Genomic DNA, 16,820 nt, shown 5'->3' on the forward strand with positions numbered 1-16,820 from the left:
TCACGCTGCGGCTGCCGCGGTTCGACGACGGCGGTCGCCTCGTCGGCACCGAGGTGCGGGAGCTCAACGCGCCGGGCCCGTGGCAGCGTCCCGCCGGCCCGATCCGGTCCCGCGTCGCGTTCGCGGCGGCGCACGTGGTCCCGCAGGTCGGGGCCGAGAACGTGCCCGGCGCTCCCGCCGTCGTCGACTGGGACTCGACGCTGGCCTACCGGCACGACATCTGGGCCTCCGGCCTCGGTGTCGCCGACGCCATGGACACCGCCCAGCGCGGCATGGGGCTCGACTGGGCCGCGACGCAGGAGCTGGTCCGCCGCTCCGCCGCCGAGGCCGCCTCCGTGGGTGGAGCCATCGCCTGCGGCGCCGGGACCGACCAGCTCGACCCGGCCCTCGTGGCCGCGATGGAGCCCGGCGACCCCGCAGCGCTCGACGCCATCACCGACGCCTACCGCGAGCAGGTGCGCGTGGTTCAGGAGTCCGGGGCCCAGGTCATCGTCATGGCCTCCCGGGCTCTGGCCAGGGTCGCCCGCTCGGCCGACGACTACGCCCGCGTCTACGACGCCGTGCTCGCCGAGGCGGACCAGCCGGTGGTCCTGCACTGGTTGGGCACCATGTTCGACCCGGCCCTGGCCGGCTACTGGGGCTCGGACAGCGTGGACACGGCGACGGCCACGTTCCTCGATCTCATCAAGGCCCACCAGGACAAGGTCGACGGCGTCAAGGTCTCCCTGCTGGACGCCCAGCACGAGATCGGGCTGCGCCGGTCGCTGGCCGCGCTGGAGGGTTCGCCCGTACGGCTCTACACCGGCGACGACTTCAACTACCCCGAGCTCATCACGGGGGACGAGCAGGGGCACTCCGACGCCCTGCTCGGCATCTTCGCGGCCGTCTACCCCGCGGCGTCGACGGCGCTGCAGGCGTTCGACGCCGGGCTCGACGGCGATGACGACGGCGCGGCGAGAGGGCACGCCATCCTCGCCTCGACCGAGAAGCTGGGGCGGCACATCTTCTCCGCGCCCACCTACTACTACAAGACCGGCGTGGCGTTCCTCAGCTGGCTGAACGGGTTCCAGCCCGGCTTCCAGCTCGTGGGGGGCCTGCACTCCGGGCGCTCGCTGGCGCACCTCGTCGAGCTCGCCCGGCTCGCCGACGACTGCGGGATGCTGCTGGCGCCCGAGACCGCCGCCGCCCGCCTGCAGGCGCTGCTGACCGTGAACGGGGCCGACGCATGAGCACGGGGAGCACCAGGACCGACCTGAGCCGCTGCTCGCTCAACACGGCGACGGTCAAGCACGCCTCGCTGACCGAGGCCGTCGACGCGGCGGCAGCGGCCGGGATGGGCGCCGTCGGGCTGTGGCGCCACCAGGTGCAGGAGGCCGGGGCGCAGACCGCACGCAAGATCGTCGAGGACACCGGGCTGCGCGTCTCCTCGCTGTGCCGCGGCGGGTTCCTCACCGCGACGTCGTCGGAGGGCATCCGCGAGGCGGTGGCCGACAACGAGCGGGCGCTGATCGAAGCGGCCGAGGTCGGCACGTCCGAGCTCGTGTTCGTCGTCGGTGGGCTGCCCGGGTCGGCGCCCGAGACGGCTCCGGCGCCCGGGACCGACCGGGACCTGGTCGCGACCCGCCGCCGGGTCGCGGACCGGCTGGCGGACCTGGCGCCGATCGCCGAGAAGCACGGTGTCCGCATCGTGCTGGAGCCGCTGCACCCGATGTTCGCCGCGGACCGGGCCGTCGTCTCGACGCTCGGGCAGGCGCTGGACCTTGCCGCACCGTTCGACGCACGCACCGTGGGCGTCGTCGTGGACACGTACCACGTGTGGTGGGACCCGGCGCTGCAGGAGTCGATTCGGCGGGCCGGCCGCGAGGGCCGGATCGCCGGCTACCAGGTGTGCGACTGGAACCTGCCGTTCGCGACGACGGCGCTGAACTCGCGCGGCCACGTCGGCGACGGCTACATCGACTTCGCGACCATCTCGGAGTGGGTCCGCGACGCCGGGTACACCGGCGACGTGGAGACCGAGATCTTCAACGAGGAGATCTGGGCGGCGGCACCCGCCGAGACCGCCCGGACCGTGGCCAGGCGCTACGCGGAGCACGTCGCGCCCCACCTCTGATCGCTGTGGGTAGGGAATCGACGACTTCGCTCCGTGAAGAGTCGTCGATTCCCTACCCATAGCGCCGGGGGAACTCGGGCCGGGCGCCGTTCGTCGTACCCTGTGGCCCGCCGACACCCTTTCCGTCGGCGGGCCACCATCCGTCCGCAGCCCCGAAGGTCCCCCATGAGCTCGCACGCCGACAGCACCCCGATCCTGCGCGCCGACGGGCTCGCCGCCGGCTACGGGGGCGCCGACGTCGTGCACGGCATCGACCTCGCGCTCGTCACCGGCGACACCCCGGTCGGGATCGTCGGACCCTCCGGGGCCGGCAAGTCGACGATCGTGCGGGCCCTCACCGGCCTGGTGAAGCCTACGCGCGGCCGCGCCACCTGGAACGGCCGCGCCGTCGCCCGGGTCGGGCTGCGGGACAAGAAGGCGTTCCGCACGCAGGTGCGCCGGGTCGCGCAGGAGGGGATCCCCGACGTCGACCCCCGCTCGACCGTCGACCGGGTGGTCGCCAAGGCCCTGACCGACGCCCGTCGAGCCGGACGCCCGAGCGGCCGCACCGTCGCCGGGCTGCTCGACGACGTCGCGCTCGAGCCTCGCTTCGCCCCCCGGCAGGTCGGAACCCTCTCGGGAGGTGAGAAGCAGCGTGTCGCGCTCGCCGTGGCGCTGGCGACCCGGCCAGACGCGCTGCTCCTGGACGAGCCGCTGACCGCCGTCGACCCGGCTATGCGCGGGGAGGTCGTCCGCCGCCTCGGCGAGGCCACCGCCGCGCTCGGCACGGCGGTGCTGCTGGTCACGCACGACCTCGAGCTCGTCGAGCGGCTCTGCCCGACGGTGCACGTGCTGGCCAACGGGACGTTCGTCGCCTCGGGACCGCTGTCGACGGTGCTCGCCGAGGCGACGCACCCGGCGGTCCGTGAGCTCGCCGAGGCCGCGCCTCAGGCGGTCCAGCGCTTCCGCTGACCGACCTCGCGAGGGCCGCCGCGGACGGCACGTCGCCACGACGGGCACCTGTCACAGGACGGAGGTAGTGTCGTCGCGGACCGGCGCCGAGGCGGCCCACGACGAGGAGTAGAGATGCTCATCCCAGACGGCGGCACCGCCCAGGTGATCCCATGACCGAGGACGCCGTGCGGTCGATGCCGACCACCCTCATCGACAGCTGGACCGTGACGCGGGTGGACGAGCTGGCCACCGTCCGATCGCTCCTGGGGGACGCGCTGAGCACGTCCGTGGCGTCGCCCGACGACCCGGACCGGTCTCCGTGGCAGAACATCGTGCTGGTCGCCAGCGAGCTGACCGCCAACGCGTTGGAGCACGCCGGAGGACCCGCCCGGCTCGACGTGGTCCGCGACGGCGGTGCGGTCACCGTGTCGGTGATGGACCGTTCCCCCAACCAGCCGCCCGTGCTGTCGCTCGACCGTGCGATCGGTGCCGGCGGTTTCGGCCTCCAGCTCACCATGAAGGTCGCGGACGACGTCGGCTGGTACCGCACGCCCGACGGCGCGAAGCACGTGTGGGCACGGTTCGCGATGGTGCCGCGGCCCACCGTCGACGACGCCACGTAACCGCAGGTCGTCGCCCTTCCACCGCCATCGTGTGAGCGTTAACATGGCGCCGACCCCCCTGACGACGTCGTCGCGGGGCCTGCTCCTGTACAACGATGTGAAGGACGGAAGAAGATGACCGCACCCCACCGGCACGAGAAGCCGGACCGCCGTGCGCGAGCCTGGGTCGCCGGGCTCGCGACAGCCGTGCTCGTCGCCCTCGGGCTCGTCGCCCTGCCGCAGACGGCAGCCCACGCCGCCGTCGACACCGACCAGTGGTACGTGATCGAGTCCGCGCACTCCGGGCTCGTGCTCGACATCACCGACATCTCCACCGAGGCCGGCGCACCGCTCCAGCAGTGGGACCGCTGGGACGGCGAGGGCCAGCAGTTCCGGTTCCTCGAATCCGGCGACGGCTGGTACCGCCTCCAGGCCCGGCACTCGGGCATGGTGCTCGACGTCTTCGAGTGGAACGCCGACAACGGCGCCGACATCGTCCAGTGGGACGACCTCGACGCCGAGAACCAGCAGTGGCAGGTCCGCGAGAACTCCGACGGCACCGTGACCTTCCTCAACCGGTTCTCCGGCAAGGCGCTCGACCTCTACGACTTCGCCACGGAACCCGGCGCCCGGGTCTCGCAGCACACCGACAACGGGGCGGCCGTGCAGAGGTGGCACCTGCGTCCCGTCGGGAGCGACAGCACCACGCTGTCCAACCCGATCCGCACCGACGGGGCGGACCCCTGGCTGCAGTACTGGGACGGCTACTACTACCTGTCCACCACCACGTGGGACTCCACGGTGATCATGCGACGGGCCGCCACACTCGCCGGCCTGGCGACGGCGCCCGACCAGGTCGTGTGGGACGACGCCGGCGTCTCGTCACGCTGCTGCAGCCACTGGGCGCCGGAGTTCCACCGCATCGACGGCACCTGGTACCTCACGTACACGTCCGGCAACTCGCAGACGAACTTCGACGGTCAGAAGATCCACGTGCTGCGCTCGCAGAGCGACACCCCGATGGGTCCCTACGAGTTCATGGGTACCCCGATGCCGAACCGGTGGAACATCGACAGCTCGTACCTGGAGCACGGCGGCCGGCTCTTCATGCTGTTCTCGGAATGGATCGGACCCGACCAGACGAACCGCATCGTCGAGATGAGCAACCCCTGGACCACCGTCGGTCAGCCCGCCACGATCTCCACGCCGACCCACGCCTGGGAGACCCGGAGCGCACGTGTCAACGAGGGCGCCGCCGTCCTGAAGCACGGCGGCCGGACGTTCGTGTCGTACTCGGCGTCGTCGTGCAACACACCGGACTACACGATCGGGCTGCTCGAGCTGACCGGCTCGGACCCGATGAACCCGGGCCACTGGACCAAGTCGCCGGTGCCCGCGATGCAGCAGGGCAACGGCGTCTACGGCCCCGGGCACAACGGGTTCTTCAAGAGCCCCGACGGCACCGAGGACTGGATCGTCTACCACGGCAACACCTCAGCGTCCCAGGGGTGCGGTGACACCCGCCAGACCCGCGTCCAGAAGGTCACCTACGACGCGAACGGCTGGCCGGTCTTCGGTGCGCCTGTCCCGTCGGGGCAGGCACTGACCCCGCCCTCGGGCGAGTAGGGCCGGATCCGAGGTGGCGGGCCGGAGACCTGCGCGCGGTCGCGCTCACGGGCGCTGGGCGCCCTGCGCTTCCCGTTCGACGACCGCGCGCAGGTCTCCGGCCCGCCACCTCTCGTGCATCGCCTTCCGTCAGGGCTCGTAGCGGCGCAGGCGGGACGACCGCCGCACGACGGCGCGCAGCGCGGTCAGGTCGCCCTCGAGCGTCCCGGCGGCCCGCGCCTGGACGACGACGTTGCCGAGCGCGGCTCCCTCCACGGGTCCGGCGACGACCGGCAGTCCGGTCGCCTCGGCCGTGAGGCGGCACAGCAGCTCGTTCTGCGACCCGCCACCGACGACGTGGACGACGTCGACCTCGCGCCCGGACAGGCGCGTCACCTCGCCGAGCACCCGGCGGTAGGCGGCGGCGAGGGAGTCGAGGATGCACCGCACCACCGGGCCCACGCCCTGGGGAACCGGCTGGCCGGACGCCCGGGCGGCGTCGGCGATCCGCGCGGGCATGTCCCCCGGCGGGAGGAACGCGGGGGCGTCGACGTCGACGACGGTGCGCCCGGGTGCGGCGTCCCTCGCGGCCTGCAGGGCGTCCGCGAGCGCCACCTCCGTGCCGGCCTCCCGCCAGGTGCGCAGGGTCTCGGACAGCACCCACAGGCCCATGACGTTCTTGAGGTACCGGACGGTGCCGTCGACGCCGAGCTCGTTGGTGACGTTCGCCCGGCGGCTCTCCTCGGTCAGGACCGGTGAGTCGAGCTCGACGCCGACCAGGGACCAGGTCCCCGAGGAGATGTAGGCGAACCGGTCGTCCTCGGCCGGCACCCCGACGACGGCCGAGGCCGTGTCGTGCGACCCTACGGCGATCACCGGTACCGCGCCGAGGCCGGTCGCGGCCTGCACGGCCTCGGTGAGGTGCCCGACGACGGCGCCTGGTTCGACGAGGTCGGCCAGCCGGGAGCGCAGGTCGCCCAGCTCGGGGTACTCCGCCTGCAGCGCCTCGACCACCGGAGCGGACCACCGACGGGTGGTCGCGTCCAGCAGGCCGGTCGTCGAGGCGTTGGTGACCTCCGCGACGTTCACACCGGTGAGCCAGGAGCCGAGCAGGTCCGGGACCAGCCGGATCGAGTCGACCAGGGGCCACACGGCGTCGTGCAGGCCGGCCACGAGCTGGAACTCGGTGTTGAACGGCAGCGTCTGCAGGCCGTTGACGGCGTAGTGCTCGGTGTCGCCCAGCCGGTCGAGGACCTCCTCGGCGACACCGGTCAGGCGCGGGTCGCGGTGGTGGCGGGGGTTGCCGAGCAGCGTCCCGTCGGCGGCCACGGACCCGTAGTCCACCGCCCACGAGTCGATGCCGATCCCGGCGAGATCCACCCCCCGCTCCCGGGCGAGGGCGCCGGCGGCCCGCAGGCCGTCCAGGATCCCCTGCCACAGGTGCAGGACGTCCCAGTGCAGCGCGGTGCCCGCGCCGCCGGGGACCTCGACCGGCCCGTTGGCGAACCGTGCCACCTCGGTGAGGTCGACGTGCTCGTCGCCCGACGTCCCCGACACGATGCCGAGCATCACCCGTCCGCTGGTGGCCCCGAGGTCGACGGCGACGAACCCGTTGCCGCGCGTGCCGCCGTCGGCCCCCGGAGCCGTGGCGCCCGCGCTCATCGCAGGAACGCCTGCGCCACACCCGCGTCGACCGGGACGTGCAGGCCGGTGGTGTGCGAGAAGTCGGCCGTGCACAGGGCGAACGCCGCGTTGGCGATGTTCTCCGGCAGCACCTCGCGCTTGAGCAGGGTGCGCTGGGCGTAGAACTTGCCCAGGTCCTCCTCCTCGATCCCGTAGGTCCTCGCCCGGTTGGCGCCCCAGCCGGAGGCGAAGATGCCGGACCCGCGGACGACGCCGTCGGGGTTGATGCCGTTGACCTTGATGCCGTGCTCGCCGAGCTCGGCGGCGAGCAGGCGCACCTGGTGGGCCTGGTCCGCCTTGGTCGCGGAGTACGCGATGTTGTTCGGCCCGGCGAACACCGAGTTCTTGGACGAGATGTAGATGACGTCGCCGCCGAGCTGCTGGTCCACCAGGATGCGCGCGGCGTTCTTCGCCACGAGGAACGAGCCCTTGGCCATGACGTCGTGCTGCAGGTCCCAGTCGGCCTCGGTGGTCTCGAACAGCGACTTGGACAGCGACAGCCCGGCGTTGTTCACCACGATGTCGACGCCGCCGAACGCGAGGACGGCCTCGTTCAGGGCGGCCTGGACGGCGGCCTCGTCGGCGACGTTCGCCGCCACGCCGATCGCGACGTCGGTGCTACCGATCTCGCTCGCCACCCCCTGGGCCTTCTCCAGGTCGAGGTCCGCGACGACGACGCAGGCGCCCTCGGCGGCGAGCCGCTCGGCGATGGCCTTGCCGATGCCGGACGCGGCGCCGGTGACGAACGCGATGCGGGTCGCGAGCGGCTTCGGCTTCGGCTTGCGCTGCAGTTTGGCCTCCTCCAGCGCCCAGTACTCGATCCGGAACTTCTCGGACTCGTCGATCGGCGCATAGGTGGAGAGGGCCTCGGCGCCGCGCATCACGTTGATGGCGTTGACGTAGAATTCTCCGGCCACGCGGGCGGTCTGCTTGTCCGCGCCGTAGGAGAACATGCCCACGCCCGGCACGAGGACGATGAGCGGGTCGGCGCCGCGGATCGCCGGCGGCTCCTCACCTTTCGCGCGAGCCTCGGCGGCGCCGCGCTCGTAGTAAGCCGTGTAGTCGGCGCGGTAGGCCTCGTGCAGCTCCGGCAGGCGCTCGACGATCTCCTCGACGCTCGCGGTGGCGGGCAGGTCGATCACCAACGGCTTGACCTTGGTGCGCAGGAAGTGGTCCGGGCAGGAGGTGCCCAACGCGGCCAGCTCCGCGTGCCGCGCGCTGGCGAGGAAGTCCAGCACGACGTCGGAGTCGGTGAAGTGGCCGACCTGCGGCTTGTCCTGGGAGGCGATCGCGCGCAGGTGCGGGGCGAGCGCGGCCGCCTTGGCCCGGCGCTCGTCCGCGGGCAGGGCGCCGTAGCCGTCGAGGGCCGGGCCGAAGGGCTCGGGCGCGCCGTGCTCGGCGATGTACGCCGCGGCGGTGTCGATGATCCACAGCGAGCTCGCCTCGGCCTCCTCGGCCGTGTCGCCCCAGGCGGTGATGCCGTGCCCGCCGAGGACGGTGCCGATCGCGTCGGGGTTCTCCGCCTTGATCTTCGCGATGTCGAGTCCGAGCTGGAAGCCGGGCCGGCGCCACGGCACCCACACGACCTTGCCGCCGAAGATCTTCTGCGTGAGCTCCGGGCCGTCGACGGCGGTGGCGATCGCGATGCCGGAGTCCGGGTGCAGGTGGTCGACGTGCTTCGCGTCGACGAGCCCGTGCATGGCGGTGTCGATGCTGGGGGCGGCGCCGCCCTTGCCGTGCAGGCAGTAGTCGAACGCGGCGACCATCTCGTCCTCGCGCTCGACGCCCGGGTAGACGTCCACCAGCGCCCGCATGCGGTCCAGCCGCAGCACCGCCAGGCCCTTCTCGGTGAGGGTGCCCAGGTCGCCGCCCGAGCCCTTCACCCACAGCAGCTCGACGTCCTGGCCGGTCACCGGGTCGGTCTCGGTGCCCTTGGCGGAGGTGTTGCCCCCGGCGTAGTTGGTGTTCTTCGGGTCGGCGCCGAGCCGGTTGGAACGCTCGACAAGGGAGGTCACGGTCTCGTTCGTCATCAGGTGCTCCGTGCGAGGTGATCGAGGGTGGTCAGGTCAGGGGGCCAGCCGTCGGCCGCTTGCCCGATCTGCCGATGTCGGCAGATCGGTCAGGCGGAGGTCACGGCGGCGGCTCGTGGGTGGTGCCGACCAGTCCGTCAGCGGTGAGCCAGGTGGCGATGCGCGCCAGGCTCCGCGCGCACCCCGGGTCGTCGGGCTGGTTGAGGTGTCCGTGGAACGTCCCGTCCTCGCGGACGAGGTAGACGTCGGTGCCGGACGCGGCGAGCTCGGCGGCGAACGCCTCGCCGGAGGAGCGCAGGGCGTCGTGGTCGGAGTTGACGATCAGCGTGGGCGGCAGCCCGCGCAGGTCCGCCCCGCCGGGGAACGCGTACGGCGACTCGGACCCGCGTCGGTGGCCCAGGTAGTTGTCGTTCATCGCCCGCACCACCGGTGGCGGGAAGTCCCGTCCGGCAGGCAGGGCGGCGATCTTGCCGGCGAGCTCCGGCCGTGGGGTGGGCAGCCCGTCATGCACCACCGGGTACGCGAGGACCACGCTGCACGGTGTACGTTGCGCCGCGCTGCCCGGCGTCATCGCTCCGCGGCCCGACGGCGGCACGGACGTCCCGCCGTCGCCCCCGGCCGGGTGCGATCCGGCGTCGGACCGCGCTGCGTCGTCCCGCAAGCGCAGCGACGCCCCGGCCGCGAGGTTGCCGCCCGCACTGGCGCCGCCGAGCGCCCAGGACCCGGCAGGTGCGCCGAGCCCGGTGCCGACAGCCCACCGGAACGCGAAGGTCACCTCGTCGTGCGCGACGGGGAACCGCACGCCGCCGGTCTCGACGGACGCCTCGGGGTCGTCCCCGTCGATCTCGGGGCACAGCGCGTAGTCGACGCTCACGACGACGACGCCGTGCGCGGCCATGGTGCGTGCCACCAGGTCGGCCTCGGGCATGTCGAGGTCACCGTGCATGAACCCGCCGCCGTGCGCCCAGACGAGCCCGGCAGTCGGTGTCGCACCCTCGGCGGGCAGGTAGACGCGGACCCGCAGGTCCCCGTGCGGCCCGTCGAGCACGCGGTCCGCGGCGACCACTCCTGCCGCCGCGGTGCCTGCCGGTGCCGCGCTCGCCGTCGTCGTCCTGGTCATGCTCAGGCGCCCCAGCCGGCCTGCTGACCGCCCACGCGCTCGGCGGCGATCCGGCTCAGGTAGCCGGACTCCGCGAACGCCGCCATCGGGTCCGCGGGCAGGCCGCGGGACTCCCGGTACTCGGCGAGCGCGGGGCGCACGTCCGTGTAGAAGGCGTCCATGTAGATCGCGTTGGCGCCGAGCACGTCGCCGGACTCCTGGGCCTTGACCAGGGCGTCACGGTCGATGAGCAGGGCCCGGGCCGTCATCTCCTGGACGTTGAGCACGGACCGGATCTGCCCGGGCACCTTGTCCTCGATGTTGTGGCACTGGTCGAGCATCAGCGCCACCTGCGAGCCCTCGTCCAGGCCGCCGCCGCGGATGACCTCGGCCATGATGCGGAAGAGCTGGAACGGGTCGGCGGCGCCCACGATGAGGTCGTCGTCCGCGTAGAACCGCGAGTTGAAGTCGAACGAGCCGAGCTTTCCGAGGCGCAGCAGTTGCGCCACGATGAACTCGATGTTGGTGCCGGGGGCGTGGTGGCCGGTGTCGAGGCAGACGAACGCCTTCTCCCCCAGCGCGGCTACCTGGGCGTACGACGTGCCCCAGTCCGGGACGTCCGTGTGGTAGAACGCCGGCTCGAAGAACTTGTACTCGAGCACCATGCGCTGGTCGTCGCCGAGCTGGGCGTAGATCTCGGCGAGCGCCTCGTGCAGCAGGTCCTGGCGCGTGCGGATGTCTGCCTGGCCCGGGTAGTTCGAGCCGTCGGCCAGCCAGATCTTGAGGTCCTGCGACCCGGTCGCGTTCATGATCTCGATGCACTCGAGGTGGTGGTCGATCGCCTGGCGGCGCACACCGGCATCCGTGTGGGTCAGGGAGCCGAGCTTGTACGCGTCGTCCTGGAACGTGTTGGAGTTGATCGTGCCCAGGGTGACGCCCTGGTCGTTCGCGTAGCGCTGCAGCGCCGCGTAGTCGTCGACCTTGTCCCACGGGATGTGCAGCGCCACGGTCGGGGCGAGGCCGGTGAGCCGGTGCACCTGCGCGGCGTCGGCGATCTTCTCCTCGGGGGTGCGCGGCGTGCCGGGCGTCGAGAAGACCCTGAAGCGGGTCCCGGAGTTGCCGTAGGCCCAGGAGGGGACCTCGATGGCGAGGCGGTCCAGGACCGGGGTGATGTCGTCGAAGGTGGGCATGGTCGTCCTCTTTCAGTCCTGGCTGGTCTTTCAGTCCTGGCTGGTGCTGTGCGTCGCGAGCTGGGTCTCGAGGTGGAAGATCGGGGTGAGCTCCTGCATCGACTCGTCCGGGCCGGCGCCGTCGAAGAACTCGGCCATCTCCGCCTGCCAGCGCGCGTTGACCTCGTACAGACCCATGTCCGCGCGGGCGGCGTCCGGGTCGTCGCTCTCGAAGTAGCCGACGACGTCGCCGTCGGGGCTGGTGAAGATCGAGTAGTTGCGCCATCCCGTGGCCTGCAGGGCGCGCAGCATCTCCGGCCACACCGCGGCGTGCCGCCGCGAGTACTCCTCGAGCCGGTCCGGGCGCACCCGGAACCGGAACATCACGCGGCGGGCGCCGCCGTCCGTGCGAACCACCGTCGGTCCTCTCTCGCATCGTCCTCGACGCGGACTATGAATCGATTCAATGTTCACAACGTACCGGTCGGTCCCGACAGACGCAAGGAGCGTCCGGGTAATCGGTTTCCAGCCTACCCGCGTGCCCGTCGGCCCTGTTCCGCAGCACCGGTTACGATCCGGGGGTGCGGTCGCCGACCGCTCTGCCCGGGACCCTCCCTGGACCCCGGCCCTGTCGACGAGGAGAGGGAACGCATGCCGCCCCGCAGGAACCGGCGCACGTCGATCTCCGACGTGGCGCACCACGCCGGAGTGTCCGTCGGCACGGTCTCCAACGTCCTGAACCGCCCCGACCGCGTCTCCCCCGGCACTCGCGAACGCGTCGAGGCGGCCATCGCCGAGCTGTCGTTCGTGCGGAACGGCTCCGCGCGCCAGCTCCGCGCGGGCACCATCACGACGGCCGGCGCCATCGTCCTCGACGTGGCCAACCCGTTCTTCACCGACGTCGCGCGCGGCATCGAGGACCGGCTCGACGAGGCCGGCTACACCCTCATGCTGGCCAGCTCCGACGAGGACCCGGACCGCGAGGCGCGCTACCTGCGACTCTTCGAGGAGCACGGCGTCCAGGGCCTCATGGTCGTGCCCTCGACGCCCGACGTCTCCCACCTGCTGACCCTCCGAGACCGTGGGCTGCGCGTCGTGCTGCTCGACCAGCCCTCCCCCGTCGAGGCCCTGTCCTCCGTGGCGGTCGACGACCGCGCCGGGGCCGCCCAGGCGACCCGGCACCTCGTCACGCTCGGCCACGAACGACTCGCGTTCATCAACGGCCCGCACACGATCCGGCAGTGCGCCGACCGGTCGGCCGGCATCCGCTCCGCCCTGGCCGAGTCCGGGCTGGACCCCGACGAGGCCCTCACGGAGATCACGATCACCTCCCTCAACGCCGACGGGGGCCAGGCCGGCACCGAGCAGGTCCTGGCCCTGCCCGACCGCCCCACCGCCACGCTGTGCGTCAACGACCTCACGGCGCTCGGCGCCCTGCGCGCGCTCCGGGCCGCGCAGGTCCCCATCCCCTCCGGGATGGCCGTGGTGGGGTACGACGACGTCACGTTCGCCGGTGAGCTCGCCACCCCGTTGACGTCCGTCCGTCAGCCCACGCACCAGCTCGGGTGGCGCGCGGCGGACCTGCTGCTCGCCGAGGAGGACGTGCCGGAGCACGTCACGTTCCAGCCCGAGCTCGTCGTCCGCGAGTCGACCACCGGGACCGCCTGAGGTCTCACCTGCTCGGCAGCCGAGAGAACGGCGCAAGGCCTGCCCGGGATCTCCCGGACAGGCCTTGCGGCGGTACTACGTCAGATCAGGCGCGTCGACGCAGCCAGAGGAACGCTCCGCCGGCGGCGACCAGTGCCAGGGCACCCGCCACCAGGAGCGCGACGTTCGACCCGGTCTGCGGCAGCTCGTCGTCGCCCGCCTCGACCGCCTCGACCGACTGGGCCGCGACCTCCGGGTCGACGAGGGTCTGCTGCTCACGGACGGTGGGGCCCTCGTCCGAGCCGTCCACCGGCTCGACCTGCGACGGCCCCGTGGCGCACTCCGGCGTGGCTACCGGGTAGGCCAGGTTGACGGCCAGCTCCGGGTTCGCGACCAGCGTGGCGTCGATGTCCCCACGGGTCCACCCGGCGTTGCCGTCGATCTCGACCCAGGTCCCGTCGTCGAGCTGCGTCCAGCCCGGCCACCCGGTCGGCGTCACCCCGTCGTCCGCGACGGACGCCCCGGGCCACAGGACACGGCCGGAGAGCGCGCCGTCCGCGTCGAGCTCACCCAGCTCGATCGTCTCGGTGTTCGTCCCGTCGGTGAGCACGAGCTGCACGGTGCGGTCCTCGAGCGGCGCGTCCGCGGGCGTCACCTGAACGTCGTACCGGATCCAGGGGGCGTCCTCGAGGCACTCCCCCACGGCGATGGAGCCGTCGAGGGAACCCTCGGGCGCCTCGCTCGGCAGAGGGCTCGGGTCCGGACCAGGCTCGTCCGAGGGCGACGGGGTCGGGGTCGGGGAGACGACTGGCGTCGGGGTCGACGTGGGTTCGCAGCCGACCTTGACGTAGCCCTTCCAGTGGTAGTTCGAACCGGCGACCTGGGTCCACAGGAAGGCCCAGGACTCCCAGCCCGGCCACTCGGGCTCGGCCGTCGGGTCGAAGGTCTGCTCCCCCGACCAGGTGCCCTGCTCGAGGTGGATGTTGATCGTCACGATCTCGTCGGTCTCGAGGTTCTGCACCTTGATGTTGACGTGGTTGGCTTGCCCCGCGGGCAGGTCCTTCGGGTACGCGACCGTCAGGACGCCCTCGCACGTCGGCTCGGGGTACTCCCAGTTCCAGCCCCACTCGTCCGGCGTCAGGAGCACCGCGAAGTGGCTGATGCCCTTGCCGAGCGGCCCGTCGATGGTGAGCGTCGTGACCGTGGGAGCCACCTGGCCGGAGACGGTCTTCTGACCGGCCTTCACGCAGTAGTCGCTGATCAGGTAGCCGTCGGGAGCCGTGACGACCACCTGCGTCGGCTCGCCACCGTCCTTGGTCTCGGTGATCTCGACCCCGACGTCGGCCGAGCCCGCCTCCTTGACGAACTTCCCACCCTTCTCCTCGTACTTGACCCAGCCGTCGTCCTTGCTGCAGATCTTCGAGTCGTCGCCATGGTTCTGGGTGGCCGCGGCCGGAGGGACGGCGACGAAGGTGGCGAGCAACGCGAACGCGGCGGCGACGATCGCTGCGACCGGCGCGCGTCGGCGAACGACAGGCATGGAAAGACTCACTCTCGCTGAGATGAAAGACAGGCAAACCGCAGAGTAGGGGAGGCATCACCGCAGGTGAAGCCCCTTCGACGACCCCGACATGCGAGCAAGAACACCTCGTGGTAAGGCGTCTTCGCACGTCCGAAGCGGTTTTCCCGGTTCAGGACGCTCCGTCCGCCGGGGCCATTGTGACCGTTTTGTGATTTCATTTCACCCGCAACGGATAGACCGCGCACTCCACCGGCAGCGGCCGACGACGGCCGACACCTGCGATTGAATCGATTTATGGCAGACTGCACCCATGCGACGACGCACCTCCTTCACCGCCTTCGACCCCGCCGCCGTGAACCCGTGGAACGGGCAGATCGACGGCCTCGGATTCGGCGGCGACTACAACCCCGAGCAGTGGCCCGCCGAGGTGCGGGACGAGGACGTGCGCCTGATGCGCGAGGCCGGCGTCAACGTCCTCAGCGTCGCGATCTTCGCCTGGGCCACGATCGAGCCGCGCGAGGGCGAGCTGGAGTGGGGCTGGCTGGACGACACGATGGACCGCCTCCACGAGGCCGGGATCCAGGTCGCGCTCGCCACGGCGACCGCGTCGCCGCCACCGTGGCTGACGCGCCGGCACCCGGAGATCCTGCCGCGCCTGGCCGACGGCACCGTGCTGCACCAGGGGGCCCGACAGGCGTACGCGGTCACCCACCCCCTGTACCGCGAGTACGCGCTGCGCATGACGACCCGCATGGCCGAGCGCTACGGCGACCACCCGGCCCTCGCGCTGTGGCACGTGGACAACGAGATCGGCTGCCACGTGCCCCGCGACTACTCCGAGAGCGCCGCCGCCGCGTTCCGCGACTGGCTCGCCGCGCGGTACGGCACGATCGAGCGCCTCAACGAGGCGTGGGGCACGGCGTTCTGGTCACAGCGGTACGCCGCGTTCGAGGACGTGCTGCCCCCGCTCGTCGCCCCGATGTTCGCCAACCCCACGCAGCAGCTGGACTTCGACCGTTTCAGCTCCGACGCGCTGCTCGACTACTACCGGGACCTGCGCGACACCCTGCGCGAGATCACCCCGCACGTCCCGACGACGACGAACCTCATGACGACGTCGACGACCAAGGGCATGGACTACTTCTCGTGGGCCGGTGACCTCGACGTCGTCGCCAACGACCACTACACGATCGCGTCCGACGGCGAGCGTCACGTCGAGCTCGCCCTCTCCGCCGACCTCGCCCGCGGCGTGGCCGGCGGGGAGCCGTGGATCCTCATGGAGCACTCGACGTCCGCGGTGAACTGGCAGCCGCGCAACCGCGCCAAGCTGCCCGGGGAGATGCTCCGCAACTCCCTGCAGCACGTGGCGCGCGGTGCGGACTCGGTGATGTTCTTCCAGTGGCGCCAGTCCCGGGCGGGCGCCGAGAAGTACCACTCCGCGATGCTGCCCCATGCCGGGACCGACACGGACGTGTGGCGCGGCACGGTCGAGCTCGGCACCACGCTGCAGCGCCTGGGCGAGGTGCGCGGGTCCCGCGTCGTGTCCCGTGCCGCCGTCGTGGTGGACTACCCCGCCTGGTGGGCCGCCGAGCTGGACTCGCACCCCACCCAGGACCTGCGCTACATGGAAGAGGTCCGCGCTTGGTACTCGGCCCTGTGGCACCAGGGTGTCACCGTGGACACCGTGCCCCCGCACGCCGACCTGGACGGCTACGACCTCGTCGTCGTCCCGACGCTCTACCTCGTGGACGACGACGGCGCCGCCAACGTCGCCCGCGCCGCCGAGCGCGGGGCCACCGTGGCGGTCACGTTCTTCTCCGGGATCGTCGACGAGCACGACCACGTGCGGCTCGGGGGCTACCCCGGCGCGTTCCGCGACCTGCTGGGCCTGCGCACCGAGGAGTTCTACCCGATGCAGGTCGACGAGCGGGTCGGGGTGACCGGCAAGGCCGTCGGCGGCGACGCCACGGCCGACCTGTGGACCGAGAAGACGCTCGTGCACGACGGCACGGAGGTCGCGGCGGCCTACGACGACGGCGCGCTCGCCGGGCACCCGGCCGTCACCCGGCGCGAGGTCGGCGCGGGCGCCGCCTGGTACGTGGGTACCCGCCTCGACCGCGCGGGCCTGGCCTCGCTGGTCGGCCGGCTGGTGGAGGAGTCCGGCGTCGCGCCCGACGTCGTCGCCCCGGCCGGGGTCGAGGTCGTCCGGCGGCGCACCGACGACGGCGCCACGTCGTGGCTCTTCGCGCTCAACCACACCGCTGCGGAGGCCACGCTCGACGACGTCTCCGGGACCGAGCTGGTCGAGGGTGCGGCCGTGACCGGCAAGCTGCTCGTGCCGGCCGGCGCGGTGCGCGTGGTCCGCACCACCGCCTGACCGTCGCCCGCACCGGGCTGTGGGTATGAGATCGACGGCC

General features: G+C 72.2%; 13 protein-coding genes. 7 read left to right on the forward strand and 6 right to left on the reverse strand.

Annotated elements, in window-relative coordinates:
• Positions 1-5 precede the first annotated feature (5 nt).
• The 5 genes from AC3RJ8_RS14630 (at position 6) to AC3RJ8_RS14650 (ending at position 5,274) form a co-directional block, all read left to right on the forward strand.
• Entirely contained in the window at positions 6-1,229 is a 1,224-nt protein-coding gene (locus tag AC3RJ8_RS14630) for a dihydrodipicolinate synthase family protein (protein ID WP_489715649.1), read from the forward strand.
• The gene (locus AC3RJ8_RS14635; protein ID WP_489713291.1) at positions 1,226-2,113 is read left to right on the forward strand and encodes a sugar phosphate isomerase/epimerase family protein; all 888 of its coding nucleotides are present in this window, start codon (positions 1,226-1,228) and stop codon (positions 2,111-2,113) included. Before AC3RJ8_RS14630 ends, AC3RJ8_RS14635 begins: the two co-directional genes overlap by 4 nt.
• Positions 2,114-2,278: 165 nt before the next feature.
• A complete protein-coding gene (locus tag AC3RJ8_RS14640; protein WP_489713292.1) occupies positions 2,279-3,064 on the forward strand; it encodes an ABC transporter ATP-binding protein in 786 nt (261 codons plus the stop codon).
• A 152-nt stretch (positions 3,065-3,216) separates the two neighbouring features.
• Positions 3,217-3,669 (forward strand): ATP-binding protein, encoded by a 453-nt coding sequence (locus AC3RJ8_RS14645; protein ID WP_489713293.1) that lies wholly within the window; start codon positions 3,217-3,219, stop codon positions 3,667-3,669.
• Between the two features lie 114 nt (positions 3,670-3,783).
• Positions 3,784-5,274: a family 43 glycosylhydrolase gene (locus AC3RJ8_RS14650; RefSeq protein ID WP_489713294.1), complete on the forward strand. Its 1,491-nt coding sequence runs from the start codon at positions 3,784-3,786 to the stop codon at positions 5,272-5,274.
• A gap of 129 nt (positions 5,275-5,403) precedes the next feature.
• Here the strand turns inward: AC3RJ8_RS14650 and AC3RJ8_RS14655 are convergent, their stop codons facing one another.
• From AC3RJ8_RS14655 to AC3RJ8_RS14675, 5 genes are all read right to left on the reverse strand, one after another.
• Positions 5,404-6,915: a rhamnulokinase gene (locus AC3RJ8_RS14655; RefSeq protein WP_489713295.1), complete on the reverse strand. Its 1,512-nt coding sequence runs from the start codon at positions 6,913-6,915 to the stop codon at positions 5,404-5,406.
• On the reverse strand, positions 6,912-8,966 hold the full coding sequence (locus AC3RJ8_RS14660; protein WP_489713296.1) for a bifunctional aldolase/short-chain dehydrogenase: 2,055 nt from the start codon (positions 8,964-8,966) through the stop codon (positions 6,912-6,914). Before AC3RJ8_RS14660 ends, AC3RJ8_RS14655 begins: the two co-directional genes overlap by 4 nt.
• A gap of 100 nt (positions 8,967-9,066) precedes the next feature.
• On the reverse strand, positions 9,067-10,086 hold the full coding sequence (locus tag AC3RJ8_RS14665) for an alpha/beta hydrolase (RefSeq protein ID WP_489713297.1): 1,020 nt from the start codon (positions 10,084-10,086) through the stop codon (positions 9,067-9,069).
• Between the two features lie 2 nt (positions 10,087-10,088).
• A complete protein-coding gene (gene rhaI, locus AC3RJ8_RS14670) occupies positions 10,089-11,255 on the reverse strand; it encodes an L-rhamnose isomerase (RefSeq protein ID WP_489713298.1) in 1,167 nt (388 codons plus the stop codon).
• Between the two features lie 30 nt (positions 11,256-11,285).
• A complete protein-coding gene (locus AC3RJ8_RS14675) occupies positions 11,286-11,618 on the reverse strand; it encodes an L-rhamnose mutarotase (protein ID WP_489715650.1) in 333 nt (110 codons plus the stop codon).
• Between the two features lie 267 nt (positions 11,619-11,885).
• On the opposite strand from AC3RJ8_RS14675, the gene AC3RJ8_RS14680 reads away from it, so the two are divergent.
• A complete protein-coding gene (locus tag AC3RJ8_RS14680; RefSeq protein ID WP_489713299.1) occupies positions 11,886-12,902 on the forward strand; it encodes a LacI family DNA-binding transcriptional regulator in 1,017 nt (338 codons plus the stop codon).
• An 85-nt stretch (positions 12,903-12,987) separates the two neighbouring features.
• On the opposite strand, the gene AC3RJ8_RS14685 is transcribed toward AC3RJ8_RS14680, so the two are convergent.
• Positions 12,988-14,421, reverse strand: a complete 1,434-nt coding sequence (locus tag AC3RJ8_RS14685; protein WP_489713300.1) for an LPXTG cell wall anchor domain-containing protein — start codon at positions 14,419-14,421, stop codon at positions 12,988-12,990.
• 292 nt (positions 14,422-14,713) lie between these two features.
• On the opposite strand from AC3RJ8_RS14685, the gene AC3RJ8_RS14690 reads away from it, so the two are divergent.
• Complete coding sequence (locus AC3RJ8_RS14690) at positions 14,714-16,780, forward strand: beta-galactosidase (protein WP_489713301.1); 2,067 nt, start codon at positions 14,714-14,716, stop codon at positions 16,778-16,780.
• Positions 16,781-16,820 lie beyond the last annotated feature (40 nt).

It is taken from the genome of Isoptericola sp. MSGPD8_1_ISO-PGPR-S23-394 (assembly GCF_058072785.1).